The sequence below is a fragment of the Streptomyces sp. NPDC018045 genome, from assembly GCF_044327445.1.
Taxonomy (GTDB): domain Bacteria; phylum Actinomycetota; class Actinomycetes; order Streptomycetales; family Streptomycetaceae; genus Streptomyces.
Map to the genome: position 1 here is coordinate 77,415 of NZ_JBIRFL010000024.1, position 15,645 is coordinate 93,059.

Below are 15,645 nucleotides of genomic sequence, written 5' to 3' on the forward strand. Positions count from 1 at the left end.
ACTCCTTGTCCGCACCACAGAAAGGTACGAGAACACCGTGATCGTCCGATCCTTCAAGGACATCGAAGGCACCGACCGCCACGTCAAGGCCAAGTCGGGCACCTGGGAGAGCAAGCGCATCATCCTCGCCAAGGAGCGCGTCGGCTTCTCGCTGCACGAGACCACCCTGTACGCGGGCACCGAGACGTCGATGTGGTACGCCAACCACATCGAGGCCGTGCTCTGCGTGGAGGGCGAGGCCGAGCTCACCAACGACGAGACCGGTGAGAAGCACACCATCACCCCGGGCACGATGTACCTGCTCGACGGGCACGAGAAGCACACCATGCGCATCAAGGAGGACTTCCGCTGCGTATGTGTCTTCAACCCGCCGGTGACGGGCCGCGAGGACCACGACGAGAACGGCGTGTACCCGCTGCTCACCGAGCCCGAGCCGGAGCCGTCGGCGCAGCAGGGCTGACACCCGGCGCGGCTCACTGCCCCGTCCGGCAGCCGGGAAAGGCGCGAGAAGGAAAGCACGCACGAGAGGAGAGGAAGGCAACACCATGACCACCGCACCCGAGCGCACCGCCGACCTGTACCCGACCCGGGGGACCACCGAGGTGATGACCCCGCGGCAGGACCCGGTGGTGTGGTCGCAGCCCGGCACGGAGGGGCCCTTCCAGCCGGCCGAGCTGAGCGACTTCGAACGCGACGGTTTCTTCGCCATCGGGGAGCTGCTGACGGCGGATGAAGTCGCGGTGTACCGCGCCGAACTGGACCGGCTGGTCAACGACCCGGCGATGCGGGCGGACGACCGCTCCATCGTCGAGCCGCGGTCCCAGGAGATCCGGTCCGTCTTCGAGGTGCACAAGATCAGCGAGGTGTTCGCCAAGCTGGTCGCCGACCCGCGCGTGGTGGGGCGCGCCCGGCAGATCCTCGGCTCGGACGTCTACGTCCACCAGTCCAGGATCAACGTCAAGCCGGGCTTCGGTGCCTCCGGGTTCTACTGGCACTCCGACTTCGAGACCTGGCACGCCGAGGACGGCCTGCCGAACATGCGGACCGTGTCGGTCTCGATCGCGCTGACGGAGAACTACGACACCAACGGCGGCCTGATGATCATGCCGGGTTCGCACCGGCACTTCCTCGGGTGCGCCGGCGAGACGCCGCGGGACAACTACAAGAAGTCGCTGCAGATGCAGGACGCGGGCACGCCCTCGGACGAGGCGCTGACCAAGCTGGCCGACGCGCACGGCATCAAGCTGTTCACCGGCAAGGCCGGTTCGGCGACCTGGTTCGACTGCAACTGCATGCACGGTTCCGGCGACAACATCACGCCGTACCCGCGCAGCAACGTCTTCATCGTGTTCAACAGCGTGGAGAACACCGCGGTGGAGCCCTTCGCGGCGCCGGTCCGGCGTCCGGAGTACATCGGCGCACGTGACTTCACCCCCGTGCAGTAACCGGCGCGCCGCACGGTGCCGACGGGGCACCGCGGCACGGCGTCACAGCCAGGCCAGCGACGTGGCCGTCTCCAGCAGCCGCTGTGAGGCGGCCGCGTCGCCTGCCTGGCCCCGCGCGATCTCGTCCGGGTCCTGCCGTCCGCCGACGAGCAGCAGGAAGTCGGTGGCCTCCAGGACCAGTTCGGCGGCGATCGGCTCGGCGTCCGAGCCGAGCACCCAGTCGCCGCCCGCCTCGCCCTCCACCGACAGCAGCACCGGCCGCGCGTCCGGGCCCAGCGCCAGGTCCAGGATGCGTACCGCCAGCCCCAGGAACCGCTGGAGGTGCGCCGGCAGCGGCGGCGGTACGGTGCGGCCCAGCGCCCGCCCGATGTCCCGGGTGTGCAGCCATGTCTCGAAAGCGCGGATCACGTAGTGGTCGGCGACCGGCAGCCGTCGGCCCATCAGCGTCGTGGCCATCGCGGCCAACTGCTCGTCGCCCGCCTCGGGCAGCGCGAGCAGCCCATGGGCCTGGGTCCGCCACGCCTCCCGTGTCTCGGCGGGCGGCCGGGTGTGCTCGTAGGCCACCACCTCGTGCGTACGGGCCGCCCAGCGCAGCTCCCAGGGGGCGCCCGCACCGGCCGTCCGGCCCGTGGACAGCGCGCCCGGCCCCGTACCGGCCTCCGGCCCGAAGCCCTCTTCCAGCCGGGTCCCGGGCACCGGCCCCAGCCCCGTGCCCGCCTCCGTCACCGGTGCCAGGCCCAGCCGCTCGGCCAGTACTTCGTCGGCCGCGACCAGGTGCGCGACGGTGCCCTGGACGTCCCAGTCGTGCACGACGGGGGTGCCCCAGCGGGCCGGCGCGTGGTCCAGCTCCCGCAGCAGGGCGTCCAGGCAGGCCACCGCCCCCGCGTACGGAGCGGCGTGCGCGGCCAGGGGCACCTGGCCGGGCCGCGCGGCGCGGGCCGCGGCCATCAGCCGCCCGCGTGCCATTCCGGCGTTCGCCTTGCGTCCGGCTCCGCGGCCGGTCCCGCCGGGCGCCGGCTCGTCCAGCAGCCGTACGGTCTCCCGCAGCCGCCGCGCCTCGGCCGCGCAGGGCGCGCAGTCGCGCAGGTGGCCGCGTACCCGCGCGTCGTCGCCCGGCATGCCGGCGCCGAGCGCCCAGGCCGCGAGCAGCGCGCTGACCTCCTCGTGCACGGCGGACGGGCCGTCCGCTCCGCCGGTCTCGCCGAAGCCGTCCGAGCCGTCCGGGCTCCCCGGGTCCCGCGGCCCGCCGCTCCCACCCGTACCGCCCGGCATGTCCGCATCATCCGGCCCATCCGTACCATCCGGCCCGCCCGTACCACCCCGGCCGTTCCTGCCTCCGGCATCCATCGCACGCCCCTTTCCGCTGTTCCGCCGCCCGGCCGGCCGGCGCGCGTCCCTGTCGTCTCCCTTGCTGCCCGTGGCCGCCGCCCGGCATTCGGGGCCGGCGTCTCAGCACTCGTCCCGTGCCTCGTCGGCCGGGCTGCCGGGGCCGGCCGACGGCCCGGCGAGCCGGTCGGCCAGGCCGCTCAGGGCATGCCGCAGCCGTGCGGTGGCCGCGGTCTCCGCGATGCCCAGCTCCACCGCGACCTGCCGGTACGTACGCCCGGCGAAGCAGGCCAGGTGCAGGGCCTCCCGTTCCGGCAGGGGCAGTTCGGTGAGCGCGGAGTGCAGCGCCATCCGGGCCTCTTCGCCGGGCCCGAGCCCCGCCCCCTCCGGCTCCCCGCACGCCGCGCGCTCCGCCTCCGCCGCCCGCACCCGGGCCACCGCGCCGTGGTGCCCGCGGATGCTCAGCCACGCGCGCAGCGAGCCGTGTCCGGGCTCGAAGGCGTACGGGCAGGTCCACAGGTCGATGAAGACGCGGTGCGTCACCTCGTCGGCGACCACCGCACTGCCGGTGACCCGCCGGGCCACCGCCCTGACCAGCGCGCCGTAGGCGTCGTACGCCTCGCCCAGCGCGGATTCGTCCCCGTACACCAGCCGCCGGTGCAGCTCCCGGTCGCGCGGCGGGTACCTGGTTGTCCCGTCCACCGGCACCACCTCGTGAGTGTGTGGTGACATTCCTAGCCTTTCGCCCTCCTTCGCGGTAGCCGTCCGTCCGGCCGAATTGTGCGGCGCCCGGCGGGTGCCGCACGATCCGCAGGGCGCCGGAGGGGCGCGTGGCCGAAGAAGACCGAGGAGCGTACATGAGTGCCGACCGGCTGCCCGGTGTCGTAGTGACCGACCACTTCCTGGAGGTGCCGCTGGACCACGCCGCACCGGACGGCGAACGGCTGACGGTGTACGGGCGCGAGGCGGTGGCACCCGGCCGGGAGCACGAGGCGCTGCCCTGGCTGGTGTACCTCCAGGGCGGCCCCGGCTGCGCGTCGCCGCGTCCGCTGGGCCGGGACTCCTGGCTGGTGCGCGCGCTGGACCACTACCGGGTGCTGCTGCTGGACCAGCGGGGCACCGGCCGCTCCGCCCCGGCCGGCCGGCAGACCCTCGCGCTGCGCGGCGGCCCGCGCGAACAGGCCGCGTATCTGGCGCATTTCCGCGCCGACGCGATCGTCCGGGACGCCGAATCGTTCCGTCGCGAGCTGGCCGGCCCCGGTGAGCGGTGGAGCGTCCTGGGACAGAGCTTCGGCGGCTTCTGCGCCACGACCTACCTGTCGTACGCGCCCGAGGGCCTGCGCGAGGTCATGATCACGGGCGGTTTGCCGGGGCTGCGGGCCGGCGCCGAGGACGTCTACCGGGCCGCGTACCCCCGGGTGGCGCGCAAGAACGCCGCGCACTACGCGCGCTACCCGCAGGACATCGAACGCGTCCGCCGCATCGCCGCGCACCTGCGCGAACACCCGGCCCGGCTGCCCGGCGGCGGGCGTCTGACGGCGGAGGCGTTCCAGGCGCTGGGCCGCCTGCTGGGCACCGGCACCGGTTCGTACGTCCTGCACTACCTGATCGAGGACGCGTGGGTGACCGGCCCCGCGGGACCCGAGCTGGCGGAAACCTTCCTCCAGGCCGTACAGAGCCACCTCTCCCACACCGCCACCCCGCTCTACGCCGTCCTCCACGAAGCGATCTACGCCCAGCGGTCGGTGGCGTCCAAGGGCACCGGCTGGGCCGCCCAGCACGTCCGCGCCGAGTTCCCCGAGTTCGACGTCGGCACCGCGCTGGAGGGCGGGCGGCCGGTCCACTTCACCGGGGAGATGGTCTACCCCTGGCTGTTCGACACCGACCCGGCGCTGCGTCCCCTCAAGGAGACGGCGCAGGCACTGGCCGAACGCGCCGACTGGCCCGATCTGTACGACGCCGACCGCCTCGCCGCCAACGAGGTCCCGGCCGCGGCCGCCGTCTACGCCGACGACATGTACGTCGACGCGGCCCACTCCCTGGAGACCGCGCGGGAGATCCGCGGGCTGCGGACCTGGGTGACCAACGAGTGGGAGCACGACGGCCTGCGGGTCAGCGACGGCGCGGTGCTGGACCGCCTGATCCGGATGGTCCGCGGCGAGGTCTGAGACCGGGGCGGCGTAGAGGGGGACGGGCCGGGGGCGGACCGGAGAGAGGCGGGCCGGGGCCCCGGAGCGCCACGCCCCCGGCGGGAGGGGGCTCTTCCGGGCAAGGGGGCCTCCGGGAACGGGTGCCCCTACCGCCGTCCCTCCCCCACCACCTCCAGCAGCCGGTCCACGTCGTCCGACGAGTTGTAGAGGTGGAAGGCGGCCCGGAGGCTGCCCGCGCGCACGGCGACCCGTACGCCCGCCGCCTCCAGCCGGTCCGCCGCGTCCGTGAGCCCCGGTACGGACACGATCGCCGACCCGGGCGCGGGCAGCGGGGTGTGGCCGAGCGCCGTGAGGCCTGCGCGGTACCGGTCGGCGAGCGCCGCGTTGTGCGCGTGGACGGTCTCGACGCCGATCTCGTTCAGCAGGGCGAGGGACTGCGCGGCGGCGACGTACGAGTAGTGGGCATGCGGCTCGTCGTAGCGGCGCGCGCCGGCCGCGAGGGCCCGGAGCGGCCCGTAGTTGGACTCCATCGGGTCCGCACCGGCCACCCACCCGGCGTGCAGCGCTTCCAGCCCGTCGTCCCCGCACACCAGGAAGGACGTGCCGCGCGGGCACAGCAGCCACTTGAACGCCCCGCACACCACGTAGTCGAAGTCGCCGCCCCGCAGCGGCAGCCAGCCGGCGGACTGCGTGGCGTCCACGAGGGTGCGTGCTCCGTGGGCGCCGGCGGCGGCCCGTACCGCCGCCAGGTCGGCGATCCGCCCGTCCTTGGCCTGGACGGCGCTGACGGCGACGAGCGCCGTGCCGGGCCGGACGGCGTCGGCCAGTCCGGCGAGCGGCGCGGTACGGAGCCTGATCCCGGGCCGGACGGCGAACGGGTTGACCAGCGAACTGAACTCCCCCTCGGGAACCAGCACTTCGGCCCCGTCCGGGAGCGACCCGGCGATCAGCGCGGCATGCACCGCGACCGCGCCACCGATCGCGACCCGCTCCGGCGGTACGTGCGTCAGCCGGGCGAAGGCCGCCCGGGAGGCGTCCGCCGGTCCGAAATAGTCCCGGCCCATGCTCCCGTAGGAGACGGACTCCTCGACGGCCGCACGCAGGGCGGCGGCCGAACGGGCGGGGATCAGGCCGCTGGACGCGGTGTTCAAGTACGTCGTCCGGGGCGCGAATTCGTCCCCGCCGAGTGGCTCAATGCGCTGCATCCCCCCACTGTGGCCGCCCGGCCACCCGCCGTCCATCACACATTGCGTTGGCCTGGCCCCAAGCGCCCCTTATCCCCGCAGCTCAGCGCCTTACGGCTGCCCCGGGCCCACCGGAGTCACCGCTCCGTGCCGGGCCGGCACACGTCCCCCTCGCACCCCGCCGCGGCCGCCCCGTCGCCACCTTCTGCCGGCGCGGGCGTCCGCTCCGCACCCCACGCCTGCTCCAGCGCCTGCCGGAACACCTCGGCGGGCTGCCCGCCGGATATCCCATACCGCCGGTCGATGACGAAGAACGGCACGCCCCGGGCCCCCAGCTCCGCCGCCTCCCGCTCGTCGGCCCGCACCGCCTCCGCGTAGGCGTCCCCGTCCGCCAGCACCCGGCGCACCTCCGTCTCGTCCAGCCCCGCGGCCACCGCGACCCCGGTCAGCACGTCCGCGTCCCCCAGCGGCCGCGCCTCCGCGAAATTGGCCCGGTACAGCGCGCCGAGCAGCGCGTCCTGTACGCCCCGCTCCTTGGCGAGGTGCAGCAGCCGGTGCAGGTCGAAGGTGTTCCCGTGGATCCGGTCGGAGCGGTAGCCGAGCCCCTCCCCCGCCGCCGCCTCGGCCACCCGCGCCTCCATGGCCTCGGCCTGCTCCCGCGACACCCCGTACTTGCTCGCGAGCATCTCCAGCACGGGCACGTCCCCCGCCGGCGCCGCCTCCGGATCCAGCTCGAAGGACCGGTGCACGACCTCCACCGCACCCCGCTGCGCGAACGCGGCGAGCCCCTTCTCGAACCGTGCCGTGCCGATGTAGCACCAGGGGCAGGCGATGTCCGCCCAGATTTCCACGCGCATGAAGCTGTTTCCTCTGAAGGGACCGCGGGGTCCGGCCGGCGGGGGCCGTGGCGCCGCGGTACGACTCATCCGGGGCCACAAGGCCCCGAAGCCCCCCGAACGGGGACAGCAACGGACAACCTTCCGGGGGCGGCGGCTATTCCCCGGGCGGCGGCCAGGTCGCGAAGGAGCCCCGCAGCCCCGTTGCGGGGACGGCGGGGCCCGTGGGCCGGTCGGCCGAGGTCAGACGGTGGCCTGCCGGGCGAACCGGACGAGTCCGGCGAAGGCGTCACCGGTGAGCGTCAGGTGGGGGCCGTCCGGGGTCTTGCTGTCCCGGACCAGGAACTCACCGGTGGCCACCGCGTGCCGTGGCGCCCATTCGATGCACTGGCCGCCGTCCCCGCTGCTGTAGGTGCTCTTCACCCAATGGACGGGCTTCCCTGGCTTCATCACACGTACTCCTTGATCGCTTCGCGCAGTGCGCGGAGTGATTTTTCTGGGGACAGCGCGTCCGCACGCAGCCGTTCGAATCTGCTCATGCCGGTGGCCACCACGGACGCCGAATCGATGACGCGCCCCAATCCCTGAGCTTCCGAGTAGAGCACCGGTGCCGAGCCGTCATCGAACGTCAGTAGCGTAAACGGCTCTGCCGCCGGAGGTGCGCCGGAGTCGAACGGCAGCACCTGGACAGTGACGTTGGGCATCTCCGACACCTGCGACAGGTGCTCCATCTGGCCACGCATGACGGTGCGGCCCCCGACCTCCCGACGCAAGCATGACTCATCCAGCACGACCCACAACAGTGGTGGGTCCGGGCGCTCCAAGATGTCCCGCCGCTGGAGTCGCCATGTGACCTTCTCTTTGATCACATCGTCCGAGTAGCGCGGGTTCGCGGCACGGTACAGCGCTTCGGCGTAGGCGAAGGTCTGCAGAACACCCATGACCAGGAACGGTGAGAAGTCGAGAACTTGCGCCGCCTTCTCCTCCATCAGCAGGTACGGCACGAACCACTCGGGGTGCCCATGCTGAGAGATCCGGGTACGCATACGAGCGAAGTACCCGGAGGTGTTGAAAAACCGATCGCACCCTTCGGCGAAATGCAGGCTGGCAAGAGCTTTCCCCTGCTTCACCTTCGTCACGTACGGCGCCTTGTAGCCTGTCGCGTCGGCCAGCTCCTGCTGCGTGGCACCGTGATGACGAAGGGCTTCCTCCAGCTCTCGCCCGAACCACTCAAGGCCGTTGCGCGGTTCGGGCCGTGACGCGGCGGGCTTTTCGCTCATGTGTGCAAATCCCTGTCTTTCCAAGCTCCTTGGAAACCCTCCGACCCTATTGAGCCTACGCCCAGCGAGGCACCCTGTAAGCAGACAGTCACGCACCGGCTGGCCGGCTCGCCGCATGCGACCGATCCGCCGCCGGTTCGGCACGATCACTTCCAGAAACGGTGACCACAAGTGACCAGCCCCGGCCGGGAACACTTCTCCCGCCTCATGCGCTCGCACGGACACGGCGGCGTGCTCCATATGCGTACCGGTGAAGGCAGCGGCGCTGCCTTCGACACCCCGCCGCGTGAAGGCAAGTCCATGACAAACCCCGTCCCCGCACCCACGCCCGTGGAAATCCAGATCACCGGCATCCGGAAGCACGTCGCCGTATGCGTCACCGAAACCGGTGGCGAGAAATGCGGTATCCGCTCCAACGTCTGGGACACCCCCACGCAGTTGAACAGTTGGATTCGCGCGCACACGGACGAGACCGGGCACACGCAGTACCAGAAGCACACGGAAGAGCCCGTCAACACCTTCTCGAAGCGCGCCGGAAATACCGAACGGTAAGAGCGGGCGACAACCAATCGCCTGTCACCGTACGTTGAGACCGCCCGCCGCCGATCACCCCGCCACCGGGCCCGTACGCGGCACATCGCCGAAATGAGCGCCCGCCCGCCGCTTCCGGGATACCGTCCGCTCATGGAGATGCGGCAGGAAGTGCCGGGGTTCTGGGAGCGTGCCGGGGCCGCCAAGACGTTCACCCATCCGCTGGATCCGGGGTTGCTGGACACGTATGTGCCACGTGATGTGCCGGTGCTGGACTACGGCTGCGGATACGGTCGGCTGACCGCCGAGCTGGTGGCGGCCGGGTACACGGACGTACGCGGGGTGGACGTCTCGCGGGCGCTGGTGGAGCGGGGCGGCCGGGAGCATCCGGGGATCCGGATCGAGCACTGCCCCGGGCTGCCGCTGCCGTTCGAGGACGGACACTTCGGGGCCGCGCTGCTGTTCGCCGTCCTGACGTGCGTGCCCGGTTCCGGGGCGCAGCGGGAGATCGTCGCGGAGCTGGGCCGGCTGGTGCGGCCGGGCGGGGTGCTGTACGTCAGCGACATGCCGTTGCAGCGCGACCCGCGGAACGTGGCGCGGTACGCGCGGTACGCGGACCGGCACGGGACGTACGGGGTGTTCGAGACGCCCGACGGCGGGGTGTTCCGGCACCACGAGCCGGACCGGCTGCGCGGGCTGGTCCGGGCGCACGGCTTCGCGGTGGAGGCCGAGCGCACGGACACGGTCGGCACGCTGGACGGGCACACCGCCGAGCGGCTTCAGATCATCGGGCGGCGGCAGGGCTGAGCGGCAGCACGAGGTCGAGGTGGCTGGCGTCCGGGGCGGGGCGGCGGGACGCGTCCGGCTGCCAGCCGTGCCGGGTGTAGAAGGCGCGGGCCCGCCGGTTGTGCCAGTAGACCTCCAGGTGGGCGGTGCTGGCGCCCGCCGCCCGCCAGCCGGCCACGCAGGCGCGGTGCAGGGCGGTGCCGATGCCGTCGCGCCAGCGCTCGGGGTCCACGTGGAGCTGGAAGAGCTTGACGGTGTCCGCGGGCGCCCCGTCCTCGCGGCGGTAGGAGGCCACGCCGACAACCGCGCCGTCCCGTTCCGCGCAGAGCACGGTGGCGTCCGCGCGGGCCAGCGCACGCCCCCAGCCCTCGCGCCAGCGCTCGCGCTCGGCCGGGTCGTCGAGCTGCGCGTCGGGGACGCGGCCGCGGTAGTACGTCGCGCGGGCGCGGGTGTGCAGGTCCGCCACGGCGTCGAGGTCGGCGGCCGTCGCGTCGCGGACGAGGGTGGCGGACGCGGTGGGGGCGGCGGACGCGTCGGAGGTGACGGGCGTGGCCGGTGGGTGCGGCGCGGTGGTCTCGGGTGTGTCCGGGGCCTGGGGCATGGGCGCGTGGGTCACCTTTCGGGGCGGCCGTCGATGCGGCGGGGCAGCTTGAGCGGGTTGTCCTCGCGCAGTTCCGGCGGGAGCAGGGCGGGCGGGGTGTCCTGGTAGGCGACCGGGCGCAGCCATCGTTCGATCGCCGTGCCGCCGACGGAGGTCGCGGTGGAGGTGGTGGCGGGGTAGGGGCCGCCGTGGTGCTGGGCGGGGGCCACGGCGACGCCGGTCGGCCAGCCGTTGACGAGTACCCGGCCGGCCAGCGGGGTGAGCGCGGCGAGCAGCCGCGCGCCGCGCCCCGTTCCGCGCCCCGCCCCGCCTCCGGCCGCCTCAGGCCCCGTACGGCCGGCCGCGTCGGGCCTCGTACCGTCCTCGCCTCCGGCCGCCCCGCGCGCCGTACCGTCCCCGCCCCCGGCCGGCGGTCCGTCCTCGCCCGCGCACTCCGCCACGCCGAGCTGGAGCGTCGCGGTGAGGTTGCCGGGCAGCCGGGCCAGTACGGCGCCGATCTCGGCGTCGTCGGTGTAGCGCGCGAGGACCGTGACCGGACCGAAGCACTCCTCCAGGAGCAGGTCGTGGGTGCCGCCGTCGTCCGCGAGCCGGGCCGCCGGCACGGTGAAGAAGCCCGCGCTGACGGTGTGTTCGCCGCCCGCGCCGGGCGTCACGGGCGCCTGCACGTCCGGCAGCGCGGCACGTTCCCGTACGCCGTCGAGGAAGGCGTCACGCATCCGGTCCTGCAGGAGCACCCCGGCCCCGGTGGCGCCGACGGCCTCCGCGAGGGAGCGCTCCAGGCGGTCGCCGGCCGGTCCGTACGGAGCCAGGACCAGTCCGGGCTTCACACAGAACTGGCCGGTGCCGAGGGTCATCGAGCCGGCCAGGCCGGTGCCGATCCGCTCGGCGCGCTCGGCCGCGGCGGCCTCGGTGACCACGACCGGGTTGAGGCTGCCGAGTTCGCCGTGGAAGGGGATCGGGTGGGGGCGGGCGGCGGCCGCGTCGTACAGGGCGCGTCCGCCGCGTACCGATCCGGTGAAGCCGGCGGCGGCGACGAGCGGGTGCCGGACCAGCTCGACGCCCGCGTCGAAGCCGTGCACCAGGCCGGCCACGCCGGCGGGCAGGCCGACTTCGAGCGCCGCGCGGCGCAGCAGGGCGGCGCACAGTTCGGAGGTGGCCGGGTGGCCGGGGTGGGCCTTGACGACGACCGGGCAGCCGGCGGCGAGCGCGCTGGCGGTGTCGCCGCCGGGCACGGAGAAGGCGAGCGGGAAGTTGCCGGCCGCGTAGACGGCGACGACGCCGAGCGGGATCTTGTAGCGGCGCAGGTCGGGGCGGGGCGGGGTGAGCGTGGGGTCGGCGTGGTCGATCAGTACGTCCAGGAAGGCGCCTTCCTCGACCACATCGGCGAACGCGCGCAACTGGTACGTCGTACGGCCGAGTTCGCCGGTGAGCCGACCGGGGCCGAGCGCGGTCTCCGCGTCGGCGGCCTCGACGATCCGCTCGCCGGCCCCGTCCAGCAGGTCGGCGGCGCGGCGCAGCAGGGCGGCCCGGGCGCCGCGGTCGGCGAGGGCGGGCCGGGCGTCGTGCGCGGCCCGTACGGCGGCGTCGACCGCGGCCGCCGTGGCCTCCACCGCGACCTGCTCGCGCCGCTTCCCGGTACGGGGGTCGGCACTCCAGACTGGTGCTGCTGCCACCGCGCATTCCTCCCAGCGAACTCTTGCCGCGCCCAGGACGCTGTTCGGTATGCTGAACGCTGTCCCAGGTGGTGAATGTGACGTCCGCTGGGACTCTATGGCTGTCCGAACTGAGGGGTCAAGGCCGATGTCCGCTGCCGAGACCACCGGAGCGCAGGTCAAGTCCGCTGTGCGCACGGTGGAGTTGCTGGAGTACTTCGCGGGCCGCCCCGGGATGCACAGCCTCGCCTCCGTCCAGGAGGCCGTCGGCTACCCGAAGTCCAGCCTCTACATGCTGCTGCGCACCCTCGTCGACCTGGGCTGGGTGGAGACCGACGGCACCGGCACCCGGTACGGCATCGGCGTCCGCGCCCTGCTGGTCGGCACGTCCTACATCGACGGCGACGAGGTGGTGGCCGCCGCCCGCCCCACGCTGGACCGGCTCGCCGACGACACCACCGAGACCATCCACCTGGCCCGGCTGGACGGCACCAACGTCGTCTATCTCGCCACCCGCCAGTCCCAGCACTACCTGCGCCCCTTCACCCGCGTCGGCCGCCGGCTGCCCGCCCACTCCACGTCCCTGGGCAAGGCGCTGCTCGCCACGTACACCGACGACCAGGTACGGGCGCTCCTCCCGGAGCGGCTCGACGCCCTCACCGAGCACACCCTCACCGACCGCGAGCAGCTCATCGGGGAACTGCGCCAGGTGCGCGAACAGGGGTACGCCGTCGACCGCGAGGAGAACACCCTCGGCCTGCGCTGCTTCGGCGTGGCGGTCCCGTACCGCACTCCGGCCCGGGACGCGGTCAGTTGCTCGGTGCCGGTGGCCCGGCTGACCCCGGGACACGAGCAGATGATCAAGGACGCGCTGTTCGACGCGCGCGACCGGCTGACCCTGGCGACGCGACGCCTTTGACACCCGGACCCCCCACCACGCGCGGACCGCGGCTGTTCCTCCGCCGCTGGGTGCATCTCGTCCTCGGCGGCGCCCTGCTGATGCCGTACTTCCTTCTGGCGACGGCCCTCGTGCCGCTGTTCGTCCACGACGCGAACCCGTTCAGCGATTTCCCGTGGCAGTTCCTCGCGTTCGGTGTCGCGCTGCCGCTCGCCGCCCTCAGCGCGCTGCTCTTCCCGCTGCTGCGCACGCTGGAGTCGGCCGCGACGCGGTCGCTGTGCGGCCTGCCCCCGGACGTGGCGGCCGAACTGGCCGAGGAACCCGCCGGCTCCTGGGCCGCCCGGCGGCGTACGGCCCTGTGGTTCGTGGCACACCTGGCCGCCGGCGGCGTCGTCAGCGGCATGACGCTCGCGGCGCCGCCCGCCGCCGTGGTGCTGATCCTCCTGCCGGTCGCGGATCCGCTGCGGCACGAGGAGCTGGGCTGGCCCCCGCTGGCGGGCGGCGCGCTCGGCCCCCTGGCCGGGCTCGCGCTGCTCGCCCTGGTGGCGGGCACCTCCTGGGCGGCCGGCGTGCTGCTGGCCCGCTGGGCACCCGTCCTGCTGGGCCGGACACCCGCCGACCGGCTGGCCGCCGCCGAACGGCGGGCCGCCGACCTCGCCTCCCGCAACCGGCTCGCCCGCGAACTGCACGACTCCGTGGGGCACGCGCTCAGCGCGGTCACCCTCCAGGCCGGCGCGGCCCGCCGGGTCCTGGACACCGACCCCGAGTTCGCGCGCCGGGCGCTCCTCGCCATCGAGGAGACCACCCGCGACGCGGTCGCCGAACTCGACACCGTACTCGGCCTGCTGCGGGAGGACGGAGACGGCCGGACCACCGCGCCCGCACCGGCACTGGACGGCCTGGCGGGGCTGCTGGACCGCACCCGCGCCGCCGGGCTGCGGATCGACGCGGAGATCGACGGCGGGTGCGAGCGGCTGCCGCCGGTGGTCTCGCGGGAGGCGTACCGGATCGTGCAGGAAGGTCTCAGCAACGCACTGCGGCACGCCGGTGCCGTACCGGTCCGGCTGCGGATCGCGCTGGGCGGAAACGAACTGGGGATCACGGTGGAGAATCCGGTGGGAACGGTGAGGGGCACGAAGGTGCGTACGCGAGAGGGCGTATCGGCGGTAATGGCGGAGGCGCGCAGCGACACGGCCGCGGACACGTCCCGGCCCGGCGGCGGTCGCGGCCTGCGCGGCATCGCCGAACGCGCCCGTCTGCTGGGCGGCGAGGCACGGGCCGCGGGCCAGGACGGCGTCTGGCGGCTGACCGTACGGCTGCCGCTGGGGACGTCCCGGTGAGCGGCCCGGACGAGGGGCGCGCGGACGCCCGTACCGGCACCACCACGCCCCCGCTGCGCATCGTCCTCGCCGACGACGAGCGGATGGTGCGCACGGCGCTGCGCGCGATCCTCTGCGCCGAGCCGGACCTGGAGGTCGTCGGTGAGGCCGCCGACGGCGCCGAGGCGGTGCCCATGATCCGCGAACTGCGCCCGGACATCGCGCTGATGGACGTCCGGATGCCGGAGATCGACGGCATCCGCGCGACCGAACAGGTGCTGGCGGGCATGGCGGAGCCGCCCCGCGTCATCGTGGTGACGACCTTCGAGAACGACGCGTACGTGTACGAGGCGCTGCGCGCCGGGGCCAGCGGTTTCCTGCTGAAGCGGGCCGGCGCGGAGGACCTGGTGCAGGCCGTACGGATGGTGGCGCGCAGCGACTCGCTGCTGTTCCCGGCGGCGGTACGGGAGCTGGCCGCCCGGTACGCGGGGGCGCGGGCCGCGCGCGAATCAGCGCGCGCCCTGCGGAAGCGCCTGTCCGACCGGGAGGCGGACGTGCTGCGGCTGATGACCAAGGGCATGACGAACGCCGAGATCGCGGACCGGCTGACGGTCGGCCCGGCGACGGTCAAGACACATGTCGCGGGGGTGCTGGCCAAGCTGGGGGTGCGGGACCGGACGCAGGCGGTGATCGCGGCGTACGAGAGCGGGTTCGTCCGGCCGGGGTGAGGCGCGGGGGTCACTCACCCCCCTCCTCGACACCCTCCGTCACACCCGATTACGCAGCGCCACTACCACATTCCGCGGGAAATATCCGTCACCCGTTCATCCCAATCCGCGAGGTCACCGAACGTCACGGCCACCCTGCCTCTGACCTGCCGAAACGTTCCCGATCATGCGCGACACGCCGACGGGTCGCGGGGGTTCTGACAACACGTCAACAGGCTCCCGGCGCGCCCGGCCGCTTACCTCGATTGCAGGAGGCGCGGAATTCCCCCCAACTTCCTTTGCGGCGCAGTGGTGTGCCGCGGTCCGTGCCTCGTGGAGGTTCGTCCCATGCGATCCACTCGCGTTCTCACCGGTGCCGCACTGTCCGTCGCCGCCCTCGGCCTGTCCACCTCCGCGGCCTTCGCCGCCACCGGCAGCATCGAGGTGACGCCCAACCCGGTCCAGGCCGGCAAGACGGTCAACCTCAACAGCAGTGCCTGCGGCAAGAACGGCTCGGCCACCGTCGACGCCAGCACCCTGGGCGCCGGAAAGGTCACGCTGTCCTCGAAGGGTCAGACGCACACCGAAAACGTGCAGGGCTCCCTGCGGGTGCCGGCCGGCACCAAGCCGGGCAACTACGGCATAGGCGGCAAGTGCTCCAACGGCACCGAGATCTCCGCCACGGTGCGGGTCACCTCCGGCACCACCCCGCGCGGCAAGACCAAGACCGGCCTGGGTACCACCAGTGAGAGCTCCAACACCACGGAGATCGTCGCCGGTGCGGGCGTACTGCTGGCGGCTGCCGCCGGTGGCGTGTGGATGGTGCGCCGCCGTCGGGCGGACGACTCGGCCTGATCCGGCACGCCCGGAAGCGCCGCCCGGCACCCGCCCGGTCCGCCGGACCGCGTCCCCGCCTCCCGGACACGCCTG

The 15,645-nt window shown here is 73.6% G+C and carries 17 protein-coding genes; 9 read left to right on the forward strand and 8 right to left on the reverse strand.

Annotated features, from left to right (window positions below):
• The first annotated feature begins 37 nt into the window (after positions 1 to 37).
• Together ACH4EB_RS32150 and thpD are read left to right on the forward strand one after the other, a co-directional pair.
• Complete coding sequence (locus tag ACH4EB_RS32150; protein WP_398351685.1) at positions 38 to 460, forward strand: ectoine synthase; 423 nt, start codon at positions 38 to 40, stop codon at positions 458 to 460.
• An 85-nt stretch (positions 461 to 545) separates the two neighbouring features.
• Positions 546 to 1,445, forward strand: coding sequence for an ectoine hydroxylase (gene thpD / locus ACH4EB_RS32155; protein ID WP_398351687.1), 900 nt, complete (start codon positions 546 to 548; stop codon positions 1,443 to 1,445).
• A gap of 42 nt (positions 1,446 to 1,487) precedes the next feature.
• Here thpD and ACH4EB_RS32160 read toward each other — a convergent pair whose 3' ends face one another.
• Complete coding sequence (locus ACH4EB_RS32160; protein ID WP_398351688.1) at positions 1,488 to 2,717, reverse strand: hypothetical protein; 1,230 nt, start codon at positions 2,715 to 2,717, stop codon at positions 1,488 to 1,490.
• A gap of 177 nt (positions 2,718 to 2,894) precedes the next feature.
• Positions 2,895 to 3,473 carry an RNA polymerase sigma factor gene (locus tag ACH4EB_RS32165; RefSeq protein WP_398351689.1) on the reverse strand — a complete coding sequence of 193 codons (579 nt, stop codon included), beginning with the start codon at positions 3,471 to 3,473 and terminating at the stop codon, positions 2,895 to 2,897.
• 155 nt (positions 3,474 to 3,628) lie between these two features.
• Here ACH4EB_RS32165 and ACH4EB_RS32170 point away from each other — a divergent pair, with 155 nt between their 5' ends.
• On the forward strand, positions 3,629 to 4,939 hold the full coding sequence (locus ACH4EB_RS32170; RefSeq protein ID WP_398351691.1) for an alpha/beta fold hydrolase: 1,311 nt from the start codon (positions 3,629 to 3,631) through the stop codon (positions 4,937 to 4,939).
• Positions 4,940 to 5,067: 128 nt separating this feature from the next.
• On the opposite strand, the gene ACH4EB_RS32175 is transcribed toward ACH4EB_RS32170, so the two are convergent.
• The 4 genes from ACH4EB_RS32175 to ACH4EB_RS32190 form a co-directional block, all read right to left on the reverse strand.
• Complete coding sequence (locus ACH4EB_RS32175) at positions 5,068 to 6,126, reverse strand: aminotransferase class V-fold PLP-dependent enzyme (RefSeq protein ID WP_398351692.1); 1,059 nt, start codon at positions 6,124 to 6,126, stop codon at positions 5,068 to 5,070.
• A gap of 116 nt (positions 6,127 to 6,242) precedes the next feature.
• On the reverse strand, positions 6,243 to 6,962 hold the full coding sequence (locus tag ACH4EB_RS32180; protein ID WP_398351693.1) for a DsbA family oxidoreductase: 720 nt from the start codon (positions 6,960 to 6,962) through the stop codon (positions 6,243 to 6,245).
• Positions 6,963 to 7,184: 222 nt separating this feature from the next.
• On the reverse strand, positions 7,185 to 7,391 hold the full coding sequence (locus ACH4EB_RS32185; protein ID WP_398351694.1) for a DUF397 domain-containing protein: 207 nt from the start codon (positions 7,389 to 7,391) through the stop codon (positions 7,185 to 7,187).
• Positions 7,391 to 8,221 carry a helix-turn-helix domain-containing protein gene (locus tag ACH4EB_RS32190; RefSeq protein ID WP_398351695.1) on the reverse strand — a complete coding sequence of 277 codons (831 nt, stop codon included), beginning with the start codon at positions 8,219 to 8,221 and terminating at the stop codon, positions 7,391 to 7,393. Before ACH4EB_RS32190 ends, ACH4EB_RS32185 begins: the two co-directional genes overlap by 1 nt.
• 171 nt (positions 8,222 to 8,392) lie before the next feature.
• Here ACH4EB_RS32190 and ACH4EB_RS32195 point away from each other — a divergent pair, with 171 nt between their 5' ends.
• Together ACH4EB_RS32195 and ACH4EB_RS32200 are read left to right on the forward strand one after the other, a co-directional pair.
• Entirely contained in the window at positions 8,393 to 8,773 is a 381-nt protein-coding gene (locus tag ACH4EB_RS32195; RefSeq protein WP_398351696.1) for a hypothetical protein, read from the forward strand.
• 132 nt (positions 8,774 to 8,905) lie between these two features.
• A complete protein-coding gene (locus ACH4EB_RS32200; protein ID WP_398351697.1) occupies positions 8,906 to 9,559 on the forward strand; it encodes a class I SAM-dependent methyltransferase in 654 nt (217 codons plus the stop codon).
• On the opposite strand, the gene ACH4EB_RS32205 is transcribed toward ACH4EB_RS32200, so the two are convergent.
• The gene (locus tag ACH4EB_RS32205) at positions 9,537 to 10,139 is read right to left on the reverse strand and encodes a GNAT family N-acetyltransferase (RefSeq protein ID WP_398351699.1); all 603 of its coding nucleotides are present in this window, start codon (positions 10,137 to 10,139) and stop codon (positions 9,537 to 9,539) included. The two genes, ACH4EB_RS32200 and ACH4EB_RS32205, sit on opposite strands and share 23 nt — an antisense overlap.
• Before the next feature lie 11 nt (positions 10,140 to 10,150).
• Positions 10,151 to 11,812: an aldehyde dehydrogenase (NADP(+)) gene (locus ACH4EB_RS32210; protein ID WP_398351701.1), complete on the reverse strand. Its 1,662-nt coding sequence runs from the start codon at positions 11,810 to 11,812 to the stop codon at positions 10,151 to 10,153.
• 127 nt (positions 11,813 to 11,939) lie between these two features.
• On the opposite strand from ACH4EB_RS32210, the gene ACH4EB_RS32215 reads away from it, so the two are divergent.
• The 4 genes from ACH4EB_RS32215 (at position 11,940) to ACH4EB_RS32230 (ending at position 15,570) form a co-directional block, all read left to right on the forward strand.
• Entirely contained in the window at positions 11,940 to 12,710 is a 771-nt protein-coding gene (locus tag ACH4EB_RS32215; RefSeq protein WP_398351703.1) for an IclR family transcriptional regulator, read from the forward strand.
• A gap of 80 nt (positions 12,711 to 12,790) precedes the next feature.
• Positions 12,791 to 14,029, forward strand: coding sequence for a sensor histidine kinase (locus ACH4EB_RS32220; protein ID WP_398351727.1), 1,239 nt, complete (start codon positions 12,791 to 12,793; stop codon positions 14,027 to 14,029).
• Positions 14,026 to 14,736, forward strand: coding sequence for a response regulator (locus ACH4EB_RS32225; RefSeq protein WP_398351705.1), 711 nt, complete (start codon positions 14,026 to 14,028; stop codon positions 14,734 to 14,736). The genes ACH4EB_RS32220 and ACH4EB_RS32225 overlap by 4 nt, the downstream gene beginning before the upstream one ends.
• A gap of 327 nt (positions 14,737 to 15,063) precedes the next feature.
• A complete protein-coding gene (locus ACH4EB_RS32230; RefSeq protein ID WP_398351707.1) occupies positions 15,064 to 15,570 on the forward strand; it encodes a hypothetical protein in 507 nt (168 codons plus the stop codon).
• Positions 15,571 to 15,645 lie beyond the last annotated feature (75 nt).